The 16,841-nt window shown below is 63.9% G+C and carries 13 protein-coding genes; 12 read left to right on the top strand and 1 reads right to left on the bottom strand.

What is annotated here, in order from left to right:
* The first annotated feature begins 8 nt into the window (after window positions 1–8).
* From PQQ86_RS12700 to iolB, 6 genes are all read left to right on the top strand, one after another.
* Window positions 9–1,787: an FAD-dependent oxidoreductase gene (locus PQQ86_RS12700; RefSeq protein WP_408267110.1), complete on the top strand. Its 1,779-nt coding sequence runs from the start codon at window positions 9–11 to the stop codon at window positions 1,785–1,787.
* Window positions 1,780–3,003, top strand: a complete 1,224-nt coding sequence (locus tag PQQ86_RS12695; protein ID WP_408267108.1) for a CaiB/BaiF CoA transferase family protein — start codon at window positions 1,780–1,782, stop codon at window positions 3,001–3,003. Before PQQ86_RS12700 ends, PQQ86_RS12695 begins: the two co-directional genes overlap by 8 nt.
* Window positions 3,000–4,628 carry a GMC family oxidoreductase gene (locus PQQ86_RS12690; protein ID WP_408267105.1) on the top strand — a complete coding sequence of 543 codons (1,629 nt, stop codon included), beginning with the start codon at window positions 3,000–3,002 and terminating at the stop codon, window positions 4,626–4,628. The genes PQQ86_RS12695 and PQQ86_RS12690 overlap by 4 nt, the downstream gene beginning before the upstream one ends.
* A gap of 389 nt (window positions 4,629–5,017) precedes the next feature.
* Window positions 5,018–6,076 (top strand): mannonate dehydratase, encoded by a 1,059-nt coding sequence (gene uxuA, locus PQQ86_RS12685; RefSeq protein ID WP_408267102.1) that lies wholly within the window; start codon window positions 5,018–5,020, stop codon window positions 6,074–6,076.
* Window positions 6,063–7,598, top strand: a complete 1,536-nt coding sequence (locus PQQ86_RS12680) for a mannitol dehydrogenase family protein (protein WP_408267099.1) — start codon at window positions 6,063–6,065, stop codon at window positions 7,596–7,598. Before uxuA ends, PQQ86_RS12680 begins: the two co-directional genes overlap by 14 nt.
* A gap of 12 nt (window positions 7,599–7,610) precedes the next feature.
* Window positions 7,611–8,441, top strand: a complete 831-nt coding sequence (iolB, locus tag PQQ86_RS12675) for a 5-deoxy-glucuronate isomerase (RefSeq protein ID WP_408267096.1) — start codon at window positions 7,611–7,613, stop codon at window positions 8,439–8,441.
* Between the two features lie 16 nt (window positions 8,442–8,457).
* Here the strand turns inward: iolB and PQQ86_RS12670 are convergent, their stop codons facing one another.
* Window positions 8,458–9,453 carry a LysR substrate-binding domain-containing protein gene (locus PQQ86_RS12670; RefSeq protein ID WP_408267093.1) on the bottom strand — a complete coding sequence of 332 codons (996 nt, stop codon included), beginning with the start codon at window positions 9,451–9,453 and terminating at the stop codon, window positions 8,458–8,460.
* Between the two features lie 185 nt (window positions 9,454–9,638).
* On the opposite strand from PQQ86_RS12670, the gene PQQ86_RS12665 reads away from it, so the two are divergent.
* From PQQ86_RS12665 to PQQ86_RS12640, 6 genes are all read left to right on the top strand, one after another.
* Window positions 9,639–10,805, top strand: a complete 1,167-nt coding sequence (locus PQQ86_RS12665) for a M24 family metallopeptidase (RefSeq protein ID WP_408267091.1) — start codon at window positions 9,639–9,641, stop codon at window positions 10,803–10,805.
* An 89-nt stretch (window positions 10,806–10,894) separates the two neighbouring features.
* The gene (locus PQQ86_RS12660; protein ID WP_408267089.1) at window positions 10,895–12,280 is read left to right on the top strand and encodes an MFS transporter; all 1,386 of its coding nucleotides are present in this window, start codon (window positions 10,895–10,897) and stop codon (window positions 12,278–12,280) included.
* A gap of 320 nt (window positions 12,281–12,600) precedes the next feature.
* Complete coding sequence (locus PQQ86_RS12655) at window positions 12,601–13,302, top strand: FadR/GntR family transcriptional regulator (RefSeq protein WP_408267086.1); 702 nt, start codon at window positions 12,601–12,603, stop codon at window positions 13,300–13,302.
* A 151-nt stretch (window positions 13,303–13,453) separates the two neighbouring features.
* Window positions 13,454–14,650 carry an L-2-hydroxyglutarate dehydrogenase gene (gene lhgD / locus PQQ86_RS12650; protein WP_408267083.1) on the top strand — a complete coding sequence of 399 codons (1,197 nt, stop codon included), beginning with the start codon at window positions 13,454–13,456 and terminating at the stop codon, window positions 14,648–14,650.
* 153 nt (window positions 14,651–14,803) lie between these two features.
* Window positions 14,804–16,015 (top strand): porin, encoded by a 1,212-nt coding sequence (locus PQQ86_RS12645; protein WP_408267081.1) that lies wholly within the window; start codon window positions 14,804–14,806, stop codon window positions 16,013–16,015.
* Between the two features lie 42 nt (window positions 16,016–16,057).
* The gene (locus PQQ86_RS12640; RefSeq protein WP_408267079.1) at window positions 16,058–16,816 is read left to right on the top strand and encodes a ribonuclease activity regulator RraA; all 759 of its coding nucleotides are present in this window, start codon (window positions 16,058–16,060) and stop codon (window positions 16,814–16,816) included.
* Window positions 16,817–16,841: the final 25 nt, after the last annotated feature.

The following is a 16,841-nucleotide window of genomic DNA, read 5'->3' as shown; positions in this document are numbered from 1 at the left end:
AGACGGATGTGACTTTGATTCAGACATTCGAGAAGTTGGGTTTTGGCGTCGATACGGCGCGCGCCGATGTGGTGGTGGTCGGCGGCGGCGGTGCGGCGTCGCGCGCGGCGGTGTCCGCGGCGCAGGCGGGCGCGAGCGTGCTCGTGCTCGCGAAGGCGCCGGTCGGCAGCGGCGGCAGCACCGTGCACGGCGCGAGTGAAATCATGAGCATGGGCGCGTCGGGCTACGGCAGCGCGGCGGACAGCCCGACCGTCCACTACGAAGACACGATGCGGCCGGCGGGCGGCTTCGTCGATCGCGACCTCGTGCGCGTGCTGGCTGAAGACGCGCCCGCACGGATTGCCGATCTGATCGCGATGGGCGTGCCGTTCGATCGCAGCGACGACGGCTACAAGCTGATCCGCAGCGACTTCGGCAGTTATGCGCGTGCGCTTGGCGTGAAAGGCAAGACCGGCAAGGCGTTTGTCAACGCGCTTGCGGACGAGGCGCAGAAATTGGGCGTCGAGACGCGTCATTCAGTTGCGCTGATCGACCTGCTGCGCGATGCAGGCGGACGCGTGAGCGGAGTGGTTGGCCTCGATCGGAATTCGCGGCGACTGCTCGTCGTCACGGCGGGCGCGGTCGTGCTCGGCACGGGCGGCGCGCATGGACTGTTCTCGCAACAGGTGTCGACCGCCGAAATGACCGGCGACGGCCAGGCGATCTGCTTTCGCCACGGCGCGGAACTCGTCAACATGGAGTTCCATCAGTTCGGCCCAGCGATGGTTCATCCGTACGTGCAACTCTTCAGCAAATCGTGCTTCATCCTGCATCCGAAGATGCTCAATCGCGATGGTCACGAATTCCTCGCCGACTATCTGCCCGCGGGCGTCACGCCCGAAGCCGTGATGGACGAGAAGGTATTCCCGTTCACGATCTCGAACGAATCGCGCTATGTCGATATCGCCATCGCGGCCGAGATCGCGCAAGGCCGCGGCACGCCGCGCGGCGCGGTGCAGTTTTCGTTCGCCGACATTCCGGAGGAGCGGCTCGCCGCGACGATCCCGAACACGCTGCGCTGGATGCGTGCGAAGGGGCTCGATCCGAAGCGCGATCTGCTCGACGTCGGCATCGCGTTCCAGTGCCTGAACGGCGGCGTGCGGATGACCGATACGAATGCGATGTCGACCATCGAAGGACTCTTCGTGATCGGCGAACTCGCGGGCGGCGTGCGCGGACCGGACCGTCCGGGCGGCAATTCGCTCGCGGAAGGCCAGGTGTTCGGCCATCGCGCGGGTGCGGGCGCGGCTGCGTTCGCCTCGCAAAGTACGGCGCCGGGCGTCGCGGACGGGGCGCCGCTCGCCGCCCGACTCGAGATCGCGCTGAAGCCGAATGCCGGCTTCGATGCGCAACGTATCGCAACCGAATTGCGCCAGTCGATGCAGGAAAATTGTCTCGTCGAGAAGACCGAGGCGGGTCTGAAGCGCGCGCTCGCGGCCGCTCAACAGAGCCGCGAGCAATTCGCGGCGGGCGGCAACGCGAGCCCTGCTGACGTGCTCGATGCGCTCACTATTGAGAACATGGCGACCAGCGCCGAAGTGATCGTCGCGGCGTGTCTCGAGCGGCGCGAATCGCGCAGCAGCCACTACCGCACCGATTGTCCCGATCGCGACGACGCGCATTTCGGCCACGCGCTGACAATCACGCGCGGCACCAACGATCCGTTCCGCCTCCGCTTCGACGCGCTTGATTACCCGCGAGCGGAATTCGCCGACCAACCGATTTCGCAGGCAACTCTTCATGGATAAGAAAACAGTTGGCCCGTTCTCGGGCTATCGCATTCTCGACCTGACCGTGATGACGGCGGGTCCCGTCGGCACGGTGCTGCTCGCCGACCTCGGCGCCGACGTGATCAAGATCGAGGAACCACGCGCGGGCGATCTGGCGCGCAGCCTCGGCAACCAGTTCGTCGAAGGCGAGAGCGTGCAGTTCCTCTCGCAGAATCGCAACAAGCGCAGCATACGGTTGGACCTGAAGTCGGCGGAAGGGCGCGAGGCGTTCCTGCGAATGGCTGAACATGCGGACGTGGTGGTCGAGAATTTCCGGCCGGGAACGGTCGAGCGACTCGGCATCGGTTATGAAGCGGTGAAGGCGCGCAATTCGCGGATCGTCTACGCGAGCGTTTCCGCGTTCGGACAGAGCGGTCCCTATGCCGGCTGGCCCGCGAACGATCCGATCGTGCAGGCGACGGCCGGTCTGATGGACATGACGGGCGAAGCGGGCGGCGATCCGGTGCGTCTCGGCGTGCCGCTGCCCGACTTCGGCGCGGCCGCGCTGCTCGCGTTCGGCATCTCGGCGGCGCTATTGCATCGCGAACGGCACGGCGAAGGACAGCGCATCGATACATCGTTGCTGTCGGCGGCCCTCTTCAGCACGATTCCACGCGACGGCGAGACGCTGCGCAGCGGCAAGGCGCCCGAGCGCCTCGGCAGCGGCCATCCGACGATGGTGCCGTATCGCAACTATCGCGGCTCCGATGGCCGGCATTTCTTCGCGGCGTGTTTCACCGAAAAATTCTGGCAGAACCTGTGCCGCGCGTTGCGGCGTGAAGACCTGCTGGCCGACGAGCGCTTTATCGGCAACACCGCCCGCACCGCGCATCGCCATGCGCTCGACAAGATTCTCGAAGAGACGTTCGCGACGCACACGGCTGAACATTGGGTCGCGCATCTGAGCGCCGCCGACGTCCCGTGCGCGATGGTGCAGGATTACCACACGGCGCTGACGCAGGATCCGCAGATCCGCCACAACCGCACGGTGATCGAGATCGAGCATCCGCGTGTTGGCACCGTCAAGAACATCGCTAGCCCGGTGAATTTTCACGGCAGCCCGGCGACGTATCGCAGGCCGCCGCCGGTGCTCGGTGAACATACGTCCGAAGTGCTTACCGAGTTCGGTTTCAGCGACGAAGAGATCGCCGCACTCGAAAGCCGACGTGTGGCCGACGCGGGAGGCGGATCATGAAATCTTACGCGGCGGACTATGTGATCGTCGGCGCCGGCACGGCGGGTTGCGTGCTCGCGAACCGCTTGACTGAAAATCCGAACGTTAAGGTGATCCTGATCGAGGCGGGCGAGCGCGATCGGCATCCGTACATTCACGTTCCGGCCGGGTTCGTGCGGCTGCTCGACCATCCGGGCGTAACGTGGCGTTACCGCACGCAAGGCGGCGAGCATACCGGGGGGCGCGAGATCCTGTTTCCGCGTGGCCGGGGTCTCGGCGGATCGAGCGCGATCAACGGGCTGCTGTATGTGCGGCCGTTTGCCGAGGATATCGACGGTTGGGAACGCGCGGGCGCGACCGGCTGGAACTTCGACAACTGCCTGCCGTACTACAGCCGCTCGGAGACGTGGACCGAAGGGCGCAGTCCGCAACGCGGCACTCAGGGTCCGATCCGCGTGAGCCGCGTGCAGAATCCGCCGGAAATCTGCGGCTCGGTCGTGCGCGCCGCGAAGCAGGCGGGCCTCGAATTCGTCGACGACCCCAACAGCACGACGTACGGCCCGTCGGTGTTCTATTACCAGCAGACCCGCGACGGACGGCGCCGCTCGAGCGCCGCGCGCGGTTATCTGCGGCCCGTGATGGCACGTCCGAATCTGACTGTGCTGACCGGCCTTCAGGTGACGTCGCTCGCAGGCAGCGGCGTGCAGGTGACAGGCGTCAGCGCCGTCACGGGTAGCGGCGAAAACGTCGAGATTCGCGCGGCGCGTGAGGTGATCCTGAGCGCGGGGGTGATCGGCACGCCGAAGCTGCTGGAACTGAGCGGCATCGGCGATAGCGACGTACTCGATAACGCCGGCATTCGCACGCGGGTCTCGCTGCCGGGTGTCGGTGCGAATCTTCAGGATCACTACGTGGTCAGGCTCGGCTTTCGCGTGCGCGGTGCGCAGACGGCGAACGAACGGTCGCACGGTCTCGCGCTCGCGCGCGAAATGATGCGCTACGTGGTGAGCGGCAGCGGCGTGCTGACCTATAGCGCCGCGATCGTCGGTGGTTTTGGGCAGACGTCGCTCGCGAAGCGGCCGGACGTGCAGTATGTGATGGCGCCGGGCAGCTTCGCGGCGGGGCGCATCGGCGTGCTCGAGTCGGAGCCGGGCGTGTCGTGCGGAGTCTGGCAGATGCGGCCGGAGAGCCGCGGCCACGTGCATATTCGCAGCAGCGACGCGAGCGTCGCGCCGGTAATCGCGCCCGAGTATCTGAGTCATGAACTCGATCGTGCGACGGTCGTCGAGGGACTGAAATCCGGCCGGAAGATTTTTGCGCAGCCGGAGATCGCGCGCTACATCGTTGACGAAACCGTGCCCGGGCGCGCAGCCGCAACCGACGAGCAACTGCTGCGGTACGCGCGCGACAACGGTTCGACGGTGTATCACGCGGTCGGCACGTGCCGGATGGGCGACGACGCGATGAGCGTGGTCGATGCGAATCTGCGCGTGCGCGGGATGACGGGCTTACGAATCGTGGACGCGTCGGTGATGCCGTCGATTACGTCGACCAACACCAATGCGACCGTGCTGATGCTCGCGGAGCGTGCGGCGGAGATCATTCTGCATGGCGCGAAGCAGGCGCAGGCGGCAGTGGAAAAGTGAGGGAGCGAAGCAGGCCTGCGACTCCAGCGAAACGTAAGTCGGTCCCCCGCACTTCGCGTGCCCCGGCGGGGAGATCTGGTGCGTTCGGCCATGCAGCAAGCGCAGCCGCTGGCCGCTGTGCCCTGGCTGGTTGGCAACGGACGGGCGGTGATGTTGCAACTGTATGTATTCCAGAATCGTATAGATAAAGCGTTATTCTTCATTATAAAGGCATGCCAATCGCCGCTAGTATGCAGACTCCTGGCTGCGCCCCCGCGTGAACCCGACAGGCGCACGGCGTCCATACGCCGCCTCGCCGCGCTGGGCCGACGTGGAAGGGCCGAACCAACCATTCCCTGATGCGCAGCGTCGTCGAAGGCAAGGCGAGCGTCTGAGGAGGAGACTCGAACATGAAAATGACCTTTCGCTGGTATGGCGACACGGACCCCGTGCCGCTCGCTTATATCCGCCAGATCCCCGGCATGGTTGGGGTCGTCTCGGCGATCTATGACGTGCCTGTGGGCGAGGTGTGGCCGATCGACAGGATCCTGTCGCTGAAGGAGAAGATAGAGGCTCACGGCCTGACGCTGGAAGTGATCGAAAGCGTGCCGGTGCACGAGGACATCAAGCTCGGCAAACCGACGCGCGACACGCTCATCGCCAACTACGGCCAGACGCTGCGTAACCTTGGCGCTTGCGGCGTGAAGGTGGTCTGCTACAACTTCATGCCGGTTTTCGACTGGACCCGCACCTCGCTGGAAATGCCTCTGCCCGATGGATCGACGACGCTCGCGTTCGACACGCAAGCGATCCGCGAGCTCGACGTCAGCCACGGTATCCAGCTGCCCGGCTGGGACGCGAGCTATCGGCCCGAACAGTTGAGAGCCCTGCTGCGCGACTACGAAGCGCTTGACGAAGCCGGTCTTTGGACCAATCTCGACTACTTCCTGCGCGCGATCATTCCGGTGGCCAAAGAAGCCGGCATCAAGATGGCGATCCACCCCGACGATCCGCCGCGGCCGATTTTCGGGCTGCCGCGCATCGTGAAGAATCGCGCGGACCTGCAGCGCGTGCTGGCTATCGTCGACGATCCCGCCAACGGCCTGACGCTGTGTTCGGGGTCGCTGGGCGCGGACCTGCAGAACGATATTCCGGCACTGGTGCGCGAGTTCGGCGCGCGTGGCCGGATTCATTTTGCACACCTGCGTAACGTGCAAACCAATGCGGCGGGCGATTTTCATGAGACCTCGCATCGCTCGGCCGACGGCTCGCTCGACATGGCGGAAATCGTCAAGGCCTACTTCGAAACCGGCTTTGAAGGCTATGCCAGGCCCGACCATGGGCGGATGATCTGGGGTGAAACGGGCCGCGCCGGCTATGGGCTGTTCGACCGGGCACTGGGTGCCGTCTACCTGAACGGCATCTGGGAAGGCCTCGCCAAACATCCGGCCGATCATGCGGCTGAGTAATGCCTGCCTGGCTTCGCTCGCGGCGCGCACTGATGGCGAAGTCGTCGTTCCCGCCTACGATCGCGCGAGCCTTGCACCAGGCATCGTCCATCTGGGCCTCGGGGCGTTTCATCGCGCGCACCAGGCCGTGTACACCGAGCACACGTTGCGCGCTGGCGATCACCGCTGGGGCATCGTCGGCGTGTCGTTGCGACGTGCGGACACGTCGGAGGCGCTCGCTCCGCAGGATCATCTGTATGCCGTGGATGTGCGCGACGGCATCGCGGATTCGTTCCAGGTGGTCGGTGCGCTTGTCACTTCGCTGGTCGCGCCGCAGTCGCCCGCCGCCGTGCTCGATGCGATGACCGATCCGCGCTGCCATATCGTCAGCTTGACGATCACCGAGAAAGGCTATTGCCGCAATCCGGCCAGTGGCGTATTGCAGTTCGATCATCCCGACATTGCCCATGATCTGCGCGAGGCCGCCGCGCCGCGTAGCGCGATCGGCTTCGTCGTACGCGCGCTGGCGCTGCGCCGCGCGGCCGGTGTGGGCCCGTTTACCGTGCTGTCGTGCGACAACCTGCCGTCCAACGGCGACACGATGCGCGCGTTGACGCTGGCGTTCGCGCGCAAAGCGGATCCTCTGCTGGGCGACTGGATCGAGCTAGAGGGCGCATTTCCCAACACGATGGTGGATCGGATCGTGCCGCTGACCACCGACGCCGATCGCATGCGCGTCGCGAAGCAGCTCGGTGCCGACGATGCATGGCCGGTGATGACCGAGCCGTTTTCGCAATGGGTGATCGAGGACCGCTTCGCGGGACCGCGGCCGGCATGGGAGCGCGCAGGCGCGACACTCGTGGGTGACGCGCGTCCCTATGAGCAGGCCAAATTGCGGATGTTGAACGGCGCGCATTCGGCGCTCGCGTACCTCGGGTCGCTGATCGGCTATGACACCGTCGATCAGGCGATCGGCGCGCCGGCCGTGCTGAACTTTATCGAAAGCATGTTGCGCGACGAGGTGGAGCCGACGCTGTCGCGACCCGCTTTGGCCACCTATCGCGCTGAACTGTTCGCGCGTTTTCGCAACACCGCGCTCGATCACCGCTTGCAACAGATCGCGACCGACGGCTCGCAGAAACTGCCGCAGCGCTGGCTGGAAAGCGTGCGCGCCAACCTGACAAGTGGCAAGCCGACCGAACGTCTTGCCTTTGCGTTGGCCGGCTGGATCGCGTACCTCAGCGGTCAGGACGAGACAGGCCGCACCTACGCCATCGCGGATCCCCTCGCCGACACCCTGACCGAGGCGGTCCGCTCGACCTTGCACGCGGATGCCGTTGATGCGGTAGAAACACTGTTCGAAATCGAGTCGATTTTCGGATGCGATCTGCGTGCACAGCCGCGCTTCGTCGCGCAAGTCGCACGCCATCTGGCGGCGATTCGCGCACAAGGTGCCGTCAAAGCCATGAACGCTTGTACCGCTTCAGGCCATGCGCGTAGCCGCAGCGACCGCCGCGTTCCGGCGAGTAGCAGCCCTAAATAACCGGAGGAACACATGAGCGAGCTGCTCGTCAAACCGTCAAAGCATACCGAAGACGGCCAGATCATCCATATCACGCCGGCGAGCGCCGGCTGGAAATACGTCGGCTTCGATGTTTTCGACCTGAAGGTTGGCGCCACGGTTACTCGGGAGACGGGCGATCGCGAAGTCGTGGTCGTGCTCGTCAGGGGGCACGCAACAGTCGGTTGCGAAGGGCTCGCGAGCCGTGCGATCGGCGCTCGGATGTCGCCGTTCGATGGCGCGCCGTGGTCCATGTACGTGCCACCGCATACGCGCTACACGATCGTGGCCACGGACGAAGTCGAGCTCGGCATCTGCTCCGCACCCGCGAAGGGCTGCCTGCCGCCGCGCTTCATTGCACCTGATGAGGTCAAGCAGGAAACGCGCGGCGCCGGCGCCAATCTGCGTCACGTACGCCACATCCTGCCGGAAACCGAGCCGGCGGAGAGCTTGCTGGTGGTGGAATCGGTGACGCCGGCGGGCAACTGGTCGAGCTACCCGCCGCATCGGCACGATACCGACGATGGCGAGCAGCAGACCTATCTCGAGGAAACCTATTACCATCGCGTCTCCCCGCCGCAGGGCTTCGCGATTCAGCGCGTCTATACCGACGACCGCAGTCTCGACGAAACGCTCGCGGCGTACGACAAGCATGTCGTGCTGGTGCCGCGCGGCTATCATCCGGTTGCTGCGGCGCACGGCTACGACCTCTACTACCTGAATGTGATGGCCGGTCCGCGCCGCACCTGGCACGTACACAACGAGCCGGCTCATGAATGGTTACTACAACCCGGCGCAAGCGTCGCGGTGGACGGCGCGCGCTGAGTCCCGTTGCTGTAAGTCAGTCGCTGTCGGCGTCGGGGCCTTGAGTGTCGAATCCGGCGGCCTCGCGCAGCGCTTGCAGCATCGCCCGCGCACCCGGTGAGAGCCTGTCGCCGCGCCGTGTGACGATGCCCGCCGGTCCAAGCTTCAGATCGAGTTCGAACGGTAGCGGTTCGAGCGCGCCGGCAATGCAATACGGCCGCACCGGCTCGCGCGCAAGCGGCGCGATCATATCGCTCATCTGCAGCAGACTCGTGATGACAGGCAGCGATGAGCTCTCGACCACATCCGTCGGCAACGCGAGCTGCCGTTCTAGAAAAAGTTGCGTGAACTGATTGCGCATGACGTTGCCTTTAGGCGGCAGGATCCACGTTTGCGGCGCCAGTTCGTTCCAGCTCAAAGTCTTGCGCTTGACGAGCGGATGGCCAACGCGTGCGAACAGCGCGTGCTGTGCTTCTGCGAGCGGGGCGTAGTGCAGTTCCGCCAGATCGTCCGGATTGCGGATTCGCGCGACAATCATATCCAGCTTGCCTTCCTGCAGACGCTGCACCAGTACCTCGCTGAACTCCATCTCGATGTTGACGCGAATCTGCGGAAAGCGCTTCTTGAGCAGCGCCACGGCTTGCGGCACGAGGTTGGTGGCCGCCGTGACCTCGGTGCCGATCATCGCCTGCCCGGTCAGGCCGGCTTTGAGCGCGGACACTTCGTCGTACGCGTGCTGCAACTCTGCCAGCACGTTGCGTGCATGGCGGATCAGCACGTCGCCATACCAGGTGGGCTCGACACCGCGCGGATGCCGTTCGAACAATTGCACACCCATAGTCTCTTCCAGTTCCCGCAGCAACTTGGTCGCCCCGGGCTGCGTCATGTGCGCGGCGTCCGCCGCGCGCAATACCGAGCGATGGGTGTCGAGCTGAACGATCAGGGCCAATTGGCGCGTCTTCAGACGCGTGGGGTCGAAGCGGCCCGTCGCGATGGCCACCGCGCCGTTGTCCGGATGAATGGCCGAGGTCACGATGTCGTCTCCATGTATTCCATATCGATATAGATTTTGAGTTATTTTTCATTATAAAAGCATATCGATAGATTCTACTATGCAGCAGACGTCTGCATTCCAAGGCGGGCGGATTCCCATCACGGACATCGAGACCGGCTGTATCCACCATCCGCGCATGCAGCCGCACAGGAGACGAAGAAGCAATGAACACCCGTACCGCAGATATCCCGCCGGAAGGCATCACCACCGACGAGTTCCTCGGCCGCGTCGCCAAGGTCCGCAGCGCACTCGACAAGGCGGGCCTGGTCGGCCTGCTGGCCTTCGGCGATTGTTGGCGTGGCGCGAACATCGGCTACTTTACCGAATTCCGTCCGCTCGACGGCGTATCGGACATCGCCAACGCGATCCTGCTGCTGCCCGTGGACGGCGACCCCGTGCTGTTCGTGTCGGATCAATGCTTCGACTACGCGACGAGCGTGACCGCCTTCGAGGTGCGCAGCCTGCGTGAAGTCACGCAACAGGTGCAGGCATTTTCGGCGCGGCATCGCAGCGGCACGGTCGGCCTCGCTGGCGCAGCCTATATCCCCGCGGACCTGTTGAATCGCCTGAACGCCGGTCTCGGCGAACTGAATCTCGAACCGACGATGGTGCTGGCCGAAATCAAGGCGATCAAGAGCGACGCCGAAGTGGCGCTGATGCGTAAAGCCGCCGCCTTGACCGATTCGGCGATGGCCGCGATTCGCGACGCGCTCGCCGACCGCCGCCCCTACACCGAGCGTGAACTCGCTCTAATCGCTGACCGCGCGATGCTCGCGGGAGGCGCGGAGCGGACCGCGTTCGATTCGATGGTGCAATCCGGTCCGCGCTCAGCGTATAACCTGGCGCGCCCCACTGACCGCATCCTGCAACCGGGCGACCTGATCATGACCGACATCGGCGCGCGTTATCGTGGGTACGTGGCCGATGGCGGACGCGGTTTCACCTACGGTCCGGCGAATCCCGAGAAGATGGCGATCGTCGCGGCAGCGGCGCGCGCGGTCGAAGCGGGGCTTGCCGCCGCGCGTCCCGGCATGGCGGCCATGGAACTGAACGCCGTGATTCAGCAGGCGCTGGTGAAATCGAACTACGAGCAATACTCGAGCGAAGCGCGCGGCCATGGCACCGGTCACGGCACCGGCATGGACCCGGAAGAAGAAGCGCCGTGGATCGGGCCGGGCAACAAGACCGTGCTGCAGGAAAACATGGTCTTTACCCTGAAGGCGACGATCACGGTGCCGAACGTCGGCGGTTTGCGCACGGAGCGTATCGTGCGGTTGACCTCGGGCGGCGTCGAAACGCTCGACCAGTTCCCGATGGAACTGCACTGGTGAGTGCAGCAAATTTATCGTAACGTGCCGGCGAATCCACGCCGCCGACACGCAGCAGTTCAAAACATAGATTCCCAGAGAAGGGAGGAGACATGAATACATCGCCCATTTCACCCGGCAACGCGCCGGTTATCAGCCGGTCGGCCGTCAACCGTGTGCTGGTCGCTTCGGTGGTCGGGACCGCCATCGAGTGGTACGACTTTTTTCTCTATGCCACCGCTTCGGCGCTGGTATTCGCCAAGCTGTTTTTCCCCTCGTTCGATCCGGTGGTTGGCACCATCGCGGCGTTCGGCAGCTTTGCGGTCGGCTATCTCGCACGGCCTTTCGGCGCCGTATTTTTCGGGCACTTTGGCGATCGCATCGGACGTAAGGCGACGCTCGTCGCGACGCTGACGATCATGGGCGTCGGCACCTTCGTGATCGGCCTGCTGCCGACTTACGCCTCGATCGGCGTCTGGGCGCCGATCCTGCTGGTGGCGATGCGCTTCCTGCAAGGGCTCGGCGTCGGCGGCGAATGGGGTGGCGCGGTGCTGATGGTGGTCGAAACGGCGCCGGCCAGGAAGCGCGGCTTCTTCGGCGCGTTCCCGCAATTGGGCGTGCCGCTCGGACTGATGCTCTCGACCGCGGTGTTCAAAGCCGTCTCGAGTATGCCGTCGGACGCGTTCTATTCATGGGGATGGCGCCTGCCGTTCCTGCTGAGCGTCGCGCTGATCGCGATCGGCCTGTTCATCCGCCTGCGCGTCATGGAGTCGCCGGTATTCGAACAGATCAAGGCGAGCAAGCAGGTCGTGAAGGCGCCGCTGATCGAATTGCTGCGCCGGCATCCGAAAGACCTCGTGCTGACGATCGGCACGCGTTTCGCGGTCGACATCACCTTCAACGTGATCAACGTGTTCGTGCTGGTATACGGAACGACGCGGCTCGGCTTGTCGCGTGGACTACTGCTGAACGCCATCATTGTGGGCTGCGCGTTTGCGCTGATCACGCTGCCTCTGTTCGGCAAACTGTCGGACATGATCGGACGCCGGACCGTCTTCATGCTCGGCGCGGTGTTCGTGGCGATCTATGGATTCGCGTTCTTTCCGTTGCTTGAGACACGCAATCCGACCTTGATTTTCGTGGCGTACGTCTGCGGTATCGCGTTGAGCCAGGCATCGGTGTACGGCGTGCAATCGACGTGGTTTGCCGAACTGTTCGGTACGCGGGTGCGCTATACGGGTGCGTCGCTGCCTTATCAGATCGCCGGCATCATCACGTCAGGACCGACGCCATTGATCGCCACCTATCTGTTCGCCACGTATGGCCAGACGCTGCCCATTTCGATCTATATCGCGGCGACAGGGTTGCTGAGCCTGGTGTGCGCGTTTTTCCTCGCCGAGACTTTCAAGCGGGATCTGTCCGCGGAGCCGGAAGATGAACCGGCCGCAGCGCTGGGCGCGCGTGCGTCCGCGCACTCGCCGCATCCTCTGCCGCGCTGAGCGCAAATCGATCCGGCTGCTATGCCGTGTATGACCTGGTCGTTTTCGGCGCCGTAGCGGCAGCCGGCGAGGCGACCGTCGAGTCGCTAACGCGGGTTGAATGGACGCCTCGTTGGCCCGCTTAATCGCGGATCGGATATAGGAGCGGCGGTTAGGGGCGGCGGCATGGCCTGTCCGATGGCGTGCGCAGCCCTGCGCCTGCGGCGCAGGGCTGAAGAGAATGTCATGCGTGGTCGGTGAGCGTGGGAATCCGGTCATCATTTGACACTGCTTGAGTAATTCGTTATTGTCTGACAACCTGATGAAACGAGATCCTGTTAATGCTTGAACTTGAACGTCCCGATTCGCTTGTGCAGCGTGTGGTAAGCGCACTTCGCGCGGAAATTGATGCTGGTCATTTTCCTGCCGAATCGCGCCTGCCAACGGAGCAGCAACTGTCGGAACGGCTCAACGTGAGCCGCTCAGTCGTGCGCGAGGCAATCGCGCAGCTGAAGTCGGACGGCGTACTGGTTGCCCGGCGCGGCGCAGGGTCGTTCATTTCGCAGACGCCGTCGGGCACGGTTTTCCGGCTGCCGAGCGGCGGCAAGCAGAAGCTGGATCTTGCGCAACTGTTCGAAATGCGTCTGTGGATCGAAACCCAGGCGGCGATGACCGCGGCGCGCCGACGTACCCCGGAAGATCTGAAGCGTATGAGCGATGCGATCCGCGAGATGGAAAAGAAACGCCTTGATTTCGACGCGGCTTCCGCGGCCGATGTCGCGTTTCACCGGGCCATCGCCGCAGCCACCAAGAACGAATATTTCGTCGCGTTCCACGACTTCCTGCGCGGCCAACTGGTGGCGGTGCGTCGCGCGCAGTGGGCCAACACGGCGAGCCACGCGGGCGACTACGCGCGCCACGAGCACGGCGAGCTGTACGAGGCTATCGAGCGCGGCGACCATCGGGGCGCCGCCGAGTCGGCTGAGCGGCATTTGCGTGCCGCAGCCAAACGCCAGAAAATCGAGTTACCCCCTAGCGATTGACGATAACGGGCTTGAGCGCGGACCTTCGCGGCCCCGCGCTCAAGCCCGCTAGGCGATCTTTTTTTTTGACTACTTAGTCTGACAACCTGATAAGCGGACGAGAAAGCATTTAGCAAGCTGAATCCGCAAAGTAGAAGCGAAGAAGAAAAACATGATTTATGACTTTTGCATCATCGGTGGAGGCATCGTCGGTCTCGCGACTGCGATGGAGTTGCTGCAGCGAGAGCCCACGGCTTCGCTGCTGCTGCTCGAGAAGGAGACCACGCTCGCGAAGCATCAGACCGGGCACAACAGCGGTGTGATTCACGCTGGCATCTACTACCAGCCGGGCAGTCTGAAGGCGGAGTTGTGCAAGCGCGGCGCCGAGGCAACCAAACAGTTTTGCAGGGAGCATGCCATTCCGTTCGACGTGTGCGGCAAGCTGCTGGTCGCGTCCAATCCGCTTGAACTGTCGCGCATGGAAGCGCTGTACGCCCGCTCGCAACAGAACGGTTTGCGCGTCGAGCGGCTCGACGCCGCCGAATTGCAGCGCCGCGAGCCGAATATTGTTGGTCTGGGCGGTCTGTTCCTCGATGCGACAGGGATCGTCGATTACCGTCAGGTATGCGAAGCGATGGCGCGCGTCATCAAGAAAGCAGGCGGTGAAATTCGCCTCGGCACGCAGGTCACGTCGATTGCCGAGTTGGGCAATTACGTCACCGTCGGTGCCTCGGAGGAACAGCAATGGCAGGCGAAGAAGCTAGTGGTCTGCGGCGGCCTGCAATCGGACCGGCTAGCCAGGCTCGCGGGCGTGAAAATCGATCACCAGATCGTGCCGTTTCGCGGAGAGTACTACCGCTTGCCGGCCTCGAAGAACGACGTGGTGCGTCATTTGATCTATCCGATTCCCGACCCGGATCTGCCATTTCTCGGCGTGCATCTGACGCGGATGATCGACGGTAGCGTGACAGTCGGACCGAATGCAGTGCTCGGTTTCGGCCGCGAAAGCTATCCGAAGCTTTCCGTGAATCTGCGCGACGTCGCCGAATATGCCGCTTTCCCCGGTTTCTGGAAAACCATCTGGCGCAACCTGGGCTCCGGCATGGGCGAGATGAAGAACTCGCTGTTCAAGCGCGGTTATCTCGAGCAATGCCGCAAATACTGCCCGTCGCTGACGGTCGACGATCTGCTGCCTTATGAAGCCGGCATTCGCGCGCAAGCCGTGATGCGCGACGGCACGCTGGTGCACGACTTCCTGTTCGCCGACACGCCGCGCATGGTGCACGTGTGCAACGCGCCTTCGCCGGCCGCGACCTCCGCGATGCCGATCGGCTCAATGATCGCCGACCGCATTCTGAAGGCCGCATAACTGACTGGCACACCCATCGGCACGCTCATTGAACAACACCGTTTCCGCCGACGAGGCCGGTCATCGCCTCGTTGGATTTTCTGTTGTGTCCGCCGTGCATCGGCAAAGCGCAACCCATCTCTGCATTGAAAAAAAATGACTGGAGACCTCGCAGTGCATAAGTCCCTCGCAACCTCATCGAAACCTCTCGCCGCACATGTGGCATTCGCATTCGCCGCGCTTGCCGCCGCGGCCGCGCCGGCATCCGTTCACGCGCAAAGCAGCGTGACGCTGTACGGCATTATTGACGAGGGTATCAACTACACGAGCAACGTACAAACGAGCCCGGGCCAGGGCCGCAGCCTGTACAGCCTCTCGAGCGGCATTCTGAGCGGCAGCCGTTGGGGCCTGCGCGGCAATGAGGATCTGGGCGGCGGCATGAAGGCGATCTTCGTGCTCGAAAGCGGTTTCGACGTGAACAGCGGCAAGATGGGCCAGGGTTCGCTGCTGTTCGGCCGCCAGGCGTATGTGGGGGTTTCGAGCCCGTACGGCACGGTCACGCTCGGCCGTCAGTATGATCCGGTGGTCGACTACATCCATCCGTTGATGCCGAGCGCGATGTTCTCGGGCAGCATCGGCGCGCATCCGGGCGACCTCGACAACCTCAACAACACCAATCGCGTGAACAACGCGGTCAAGTACCGCACGGCCAGCTATGGAGGCTTGACCGCGGAAGGCATGTATAGCTTCGGCGGCGTGCCGGGCAGCATGGCCGGCAACCAGATCTACTCGTTCGGCGCCGGTTACGCCCGCGGGCCGCTCACGGTCGGCGTCGGCTACCTGAATGCGCGCAATCCGAATGCTTCTTTCTTCGGCACGGCAGTCGGCGCGACGGCGGCCACCAACAACTTCGGCAGTTCGCCGGTGATCAACGGCTATGCCTCGGCGCAAAGCGAAGAGATTGTCAGCGCCGGCGCCACATACGTGATCGGCGCTGCGACCCTGGGCGGGATTTACTCAAACACGAAATTCAAGAATCTGAGCGGTGCGGTGTCGGCGCTCAATCCGGCTGGCGTGGGCGGCACCGCGAGCTTCAACAGCGCGGAAGTCAACTTCCAATATCAGCTGACGCGGGCGCTCTCGTTCGGCGCGGCCTACAACTACACCGACGGCGGCGGCGCGAATCACGCGAAGTACCAACAGGGCTCGCTGAGTGCCGACTACATCGTCTCCAGGCGCACCGATTTCTATCTGATTGGCGTTTTGCAACACGCGTCGGGCACCGATTCGACCGGGCATGCAGCGCGCGCCTCGCTCAACGGCCTGACGCCCGCGTCGGGTAACCAGCAGGCGACGGTGCGTTTCGCGATTCGCCACAAGTTCTGACGCCCGACCGGCCACCACTTCACCGAAACCAGGAGCAAATCTGTGACCTCAGCGACCGCAGTGACTATCCCGAGCCCGCTCACTGACGAGAACCGCGCCCGCTTGCGCAACGTCAGCACGGCGACCCTGACCACTGCGCTTTTCAAGCGCGGCCTTCACAACGTTTGCGTGCAAGGCGTGCTGCCGGTCAACCCGGCGGCCGCGCGCATGGTTGGCGAAGCGTATACGCTGCGCTACATTCCGGCCCGCGAGGATCTCGATCACATTGGCGTGTTCTCGGACCGCAGCCATCCGCAACGCCGCGGCGTCGAGGAGATTCCGCCTGGTCACGTGATGGTGGTCGATTCGCGCAAGGACGCGCGCGCGGCCTCGGCAGGAGGCATTCTGATCACGCGGATGATGAAGCGCGGCGTGGCCGGCGTCGTCACCGACGGCGGCTTTCGCGATACGCCGGATCTGCAGAAGCTCGACTTTCCATGCTATCAGGCGCGGCCGTCGGCGCCGACCAACCTGATCCATCACCATGCGGTCGATCTGAACGTGCCGATCGCGTGTGGCGACGTGGGGGTGTATCCGGGCGACATCATCGTCGGCGATGCGGAAGCCGTCGTGGTGATTCCGGCGCATCTGGCCAACGAGATCGCTGAAGAAGCCGCCGCGATGACGGTATTCGAAGACTGGGTCGACGCACAGGTGCGCGCCGGCCGCTCGACCTTCGGACTGTACCCGCCGGACGAAGCGACGCGTGCCGACTTCGAAGCATGGAAAAAGAGCCCGTCTGCAAACGGGGCTGGCCTATAAGCAGGGAAATGGGCATCTGTGCCGC

The organism is Paraburkholderia sediminicola (assembly GCF_046026675.1).
Taxonomy (GTDB): domain Bacteria; phylum Pseudomonadota; class Gammaproteobacteria; order Burkholderiales; family Burkholderiaceae; genus Paraburkholderia; species Paraburkholderia sediminicola_F.
The sequence above is the reverse complement of the archived record's forward strand: the minus strand, read 5'-3'. Positions and strand labels throughout refer to the sequence as shown.

Coding starts and splice junctions, on each gene's coding strand:
- PQQ86_RS12695 (WP_408267108.1), top strand. CDS start 1,780: ATGGATAAGAAAACAGTTGGCCCGTTCTCGGGCTATCGCATTCTCGAC.
- lhgD (WP_408267083.1), top strand. CDS start 13,454: ATGATTTATGACTTTTGCATCATCGGTGGAGGCATCGTCGGTCTCGCG.
- PQQ86_RS12660 (WP_408267089.1), top strand. CDS start 10,895: ATGAATACATCGCCCATTTCACCCGGCAACGCGCCGGTTATCAGCCGG.
- PQQ86_RS12680 (WP_408267099.1), top strand. CDS start 6,063: ATGCGGCTGAGTAATGCCTGCCTGGCTTCGCTCGCGGCGCGCACTGAT.
- iolB (WP_408267096.1), top strand. CDS start 7,611: ATGAGCGAGCTGCTCGTCAAACCGTCAAAGCATACCGAAGACGGCCAG.
- PQQ86_RS12690 (WP_408267105.1), top strand. CDS start 3,000: ATGAAATCTTACGCGGCGGACTATGTGATCGTCGGCGCCGGCACGGCG.
- PQQ86_RS12655 (WP_408267086.1), top strand. CDS start 12,601: ATGCTTGAACTTGAACGTCCCGATTCGCTTGTGCAGCGTGTGGTAAGC.
- PQQ86_RS12665 (WP_408267091.1), top strand. CDS start 9,639: ATGAACACCCGTACCGCAGATATCCCGCCGGAAGGCATCACCACCGAC.
- uxuA (WP_408267102.1), top strand. CDS start 5,018: ATGAAAATGACCTTTCGCTGGTATGGCGACACGGACCCCGTGCCGCTC.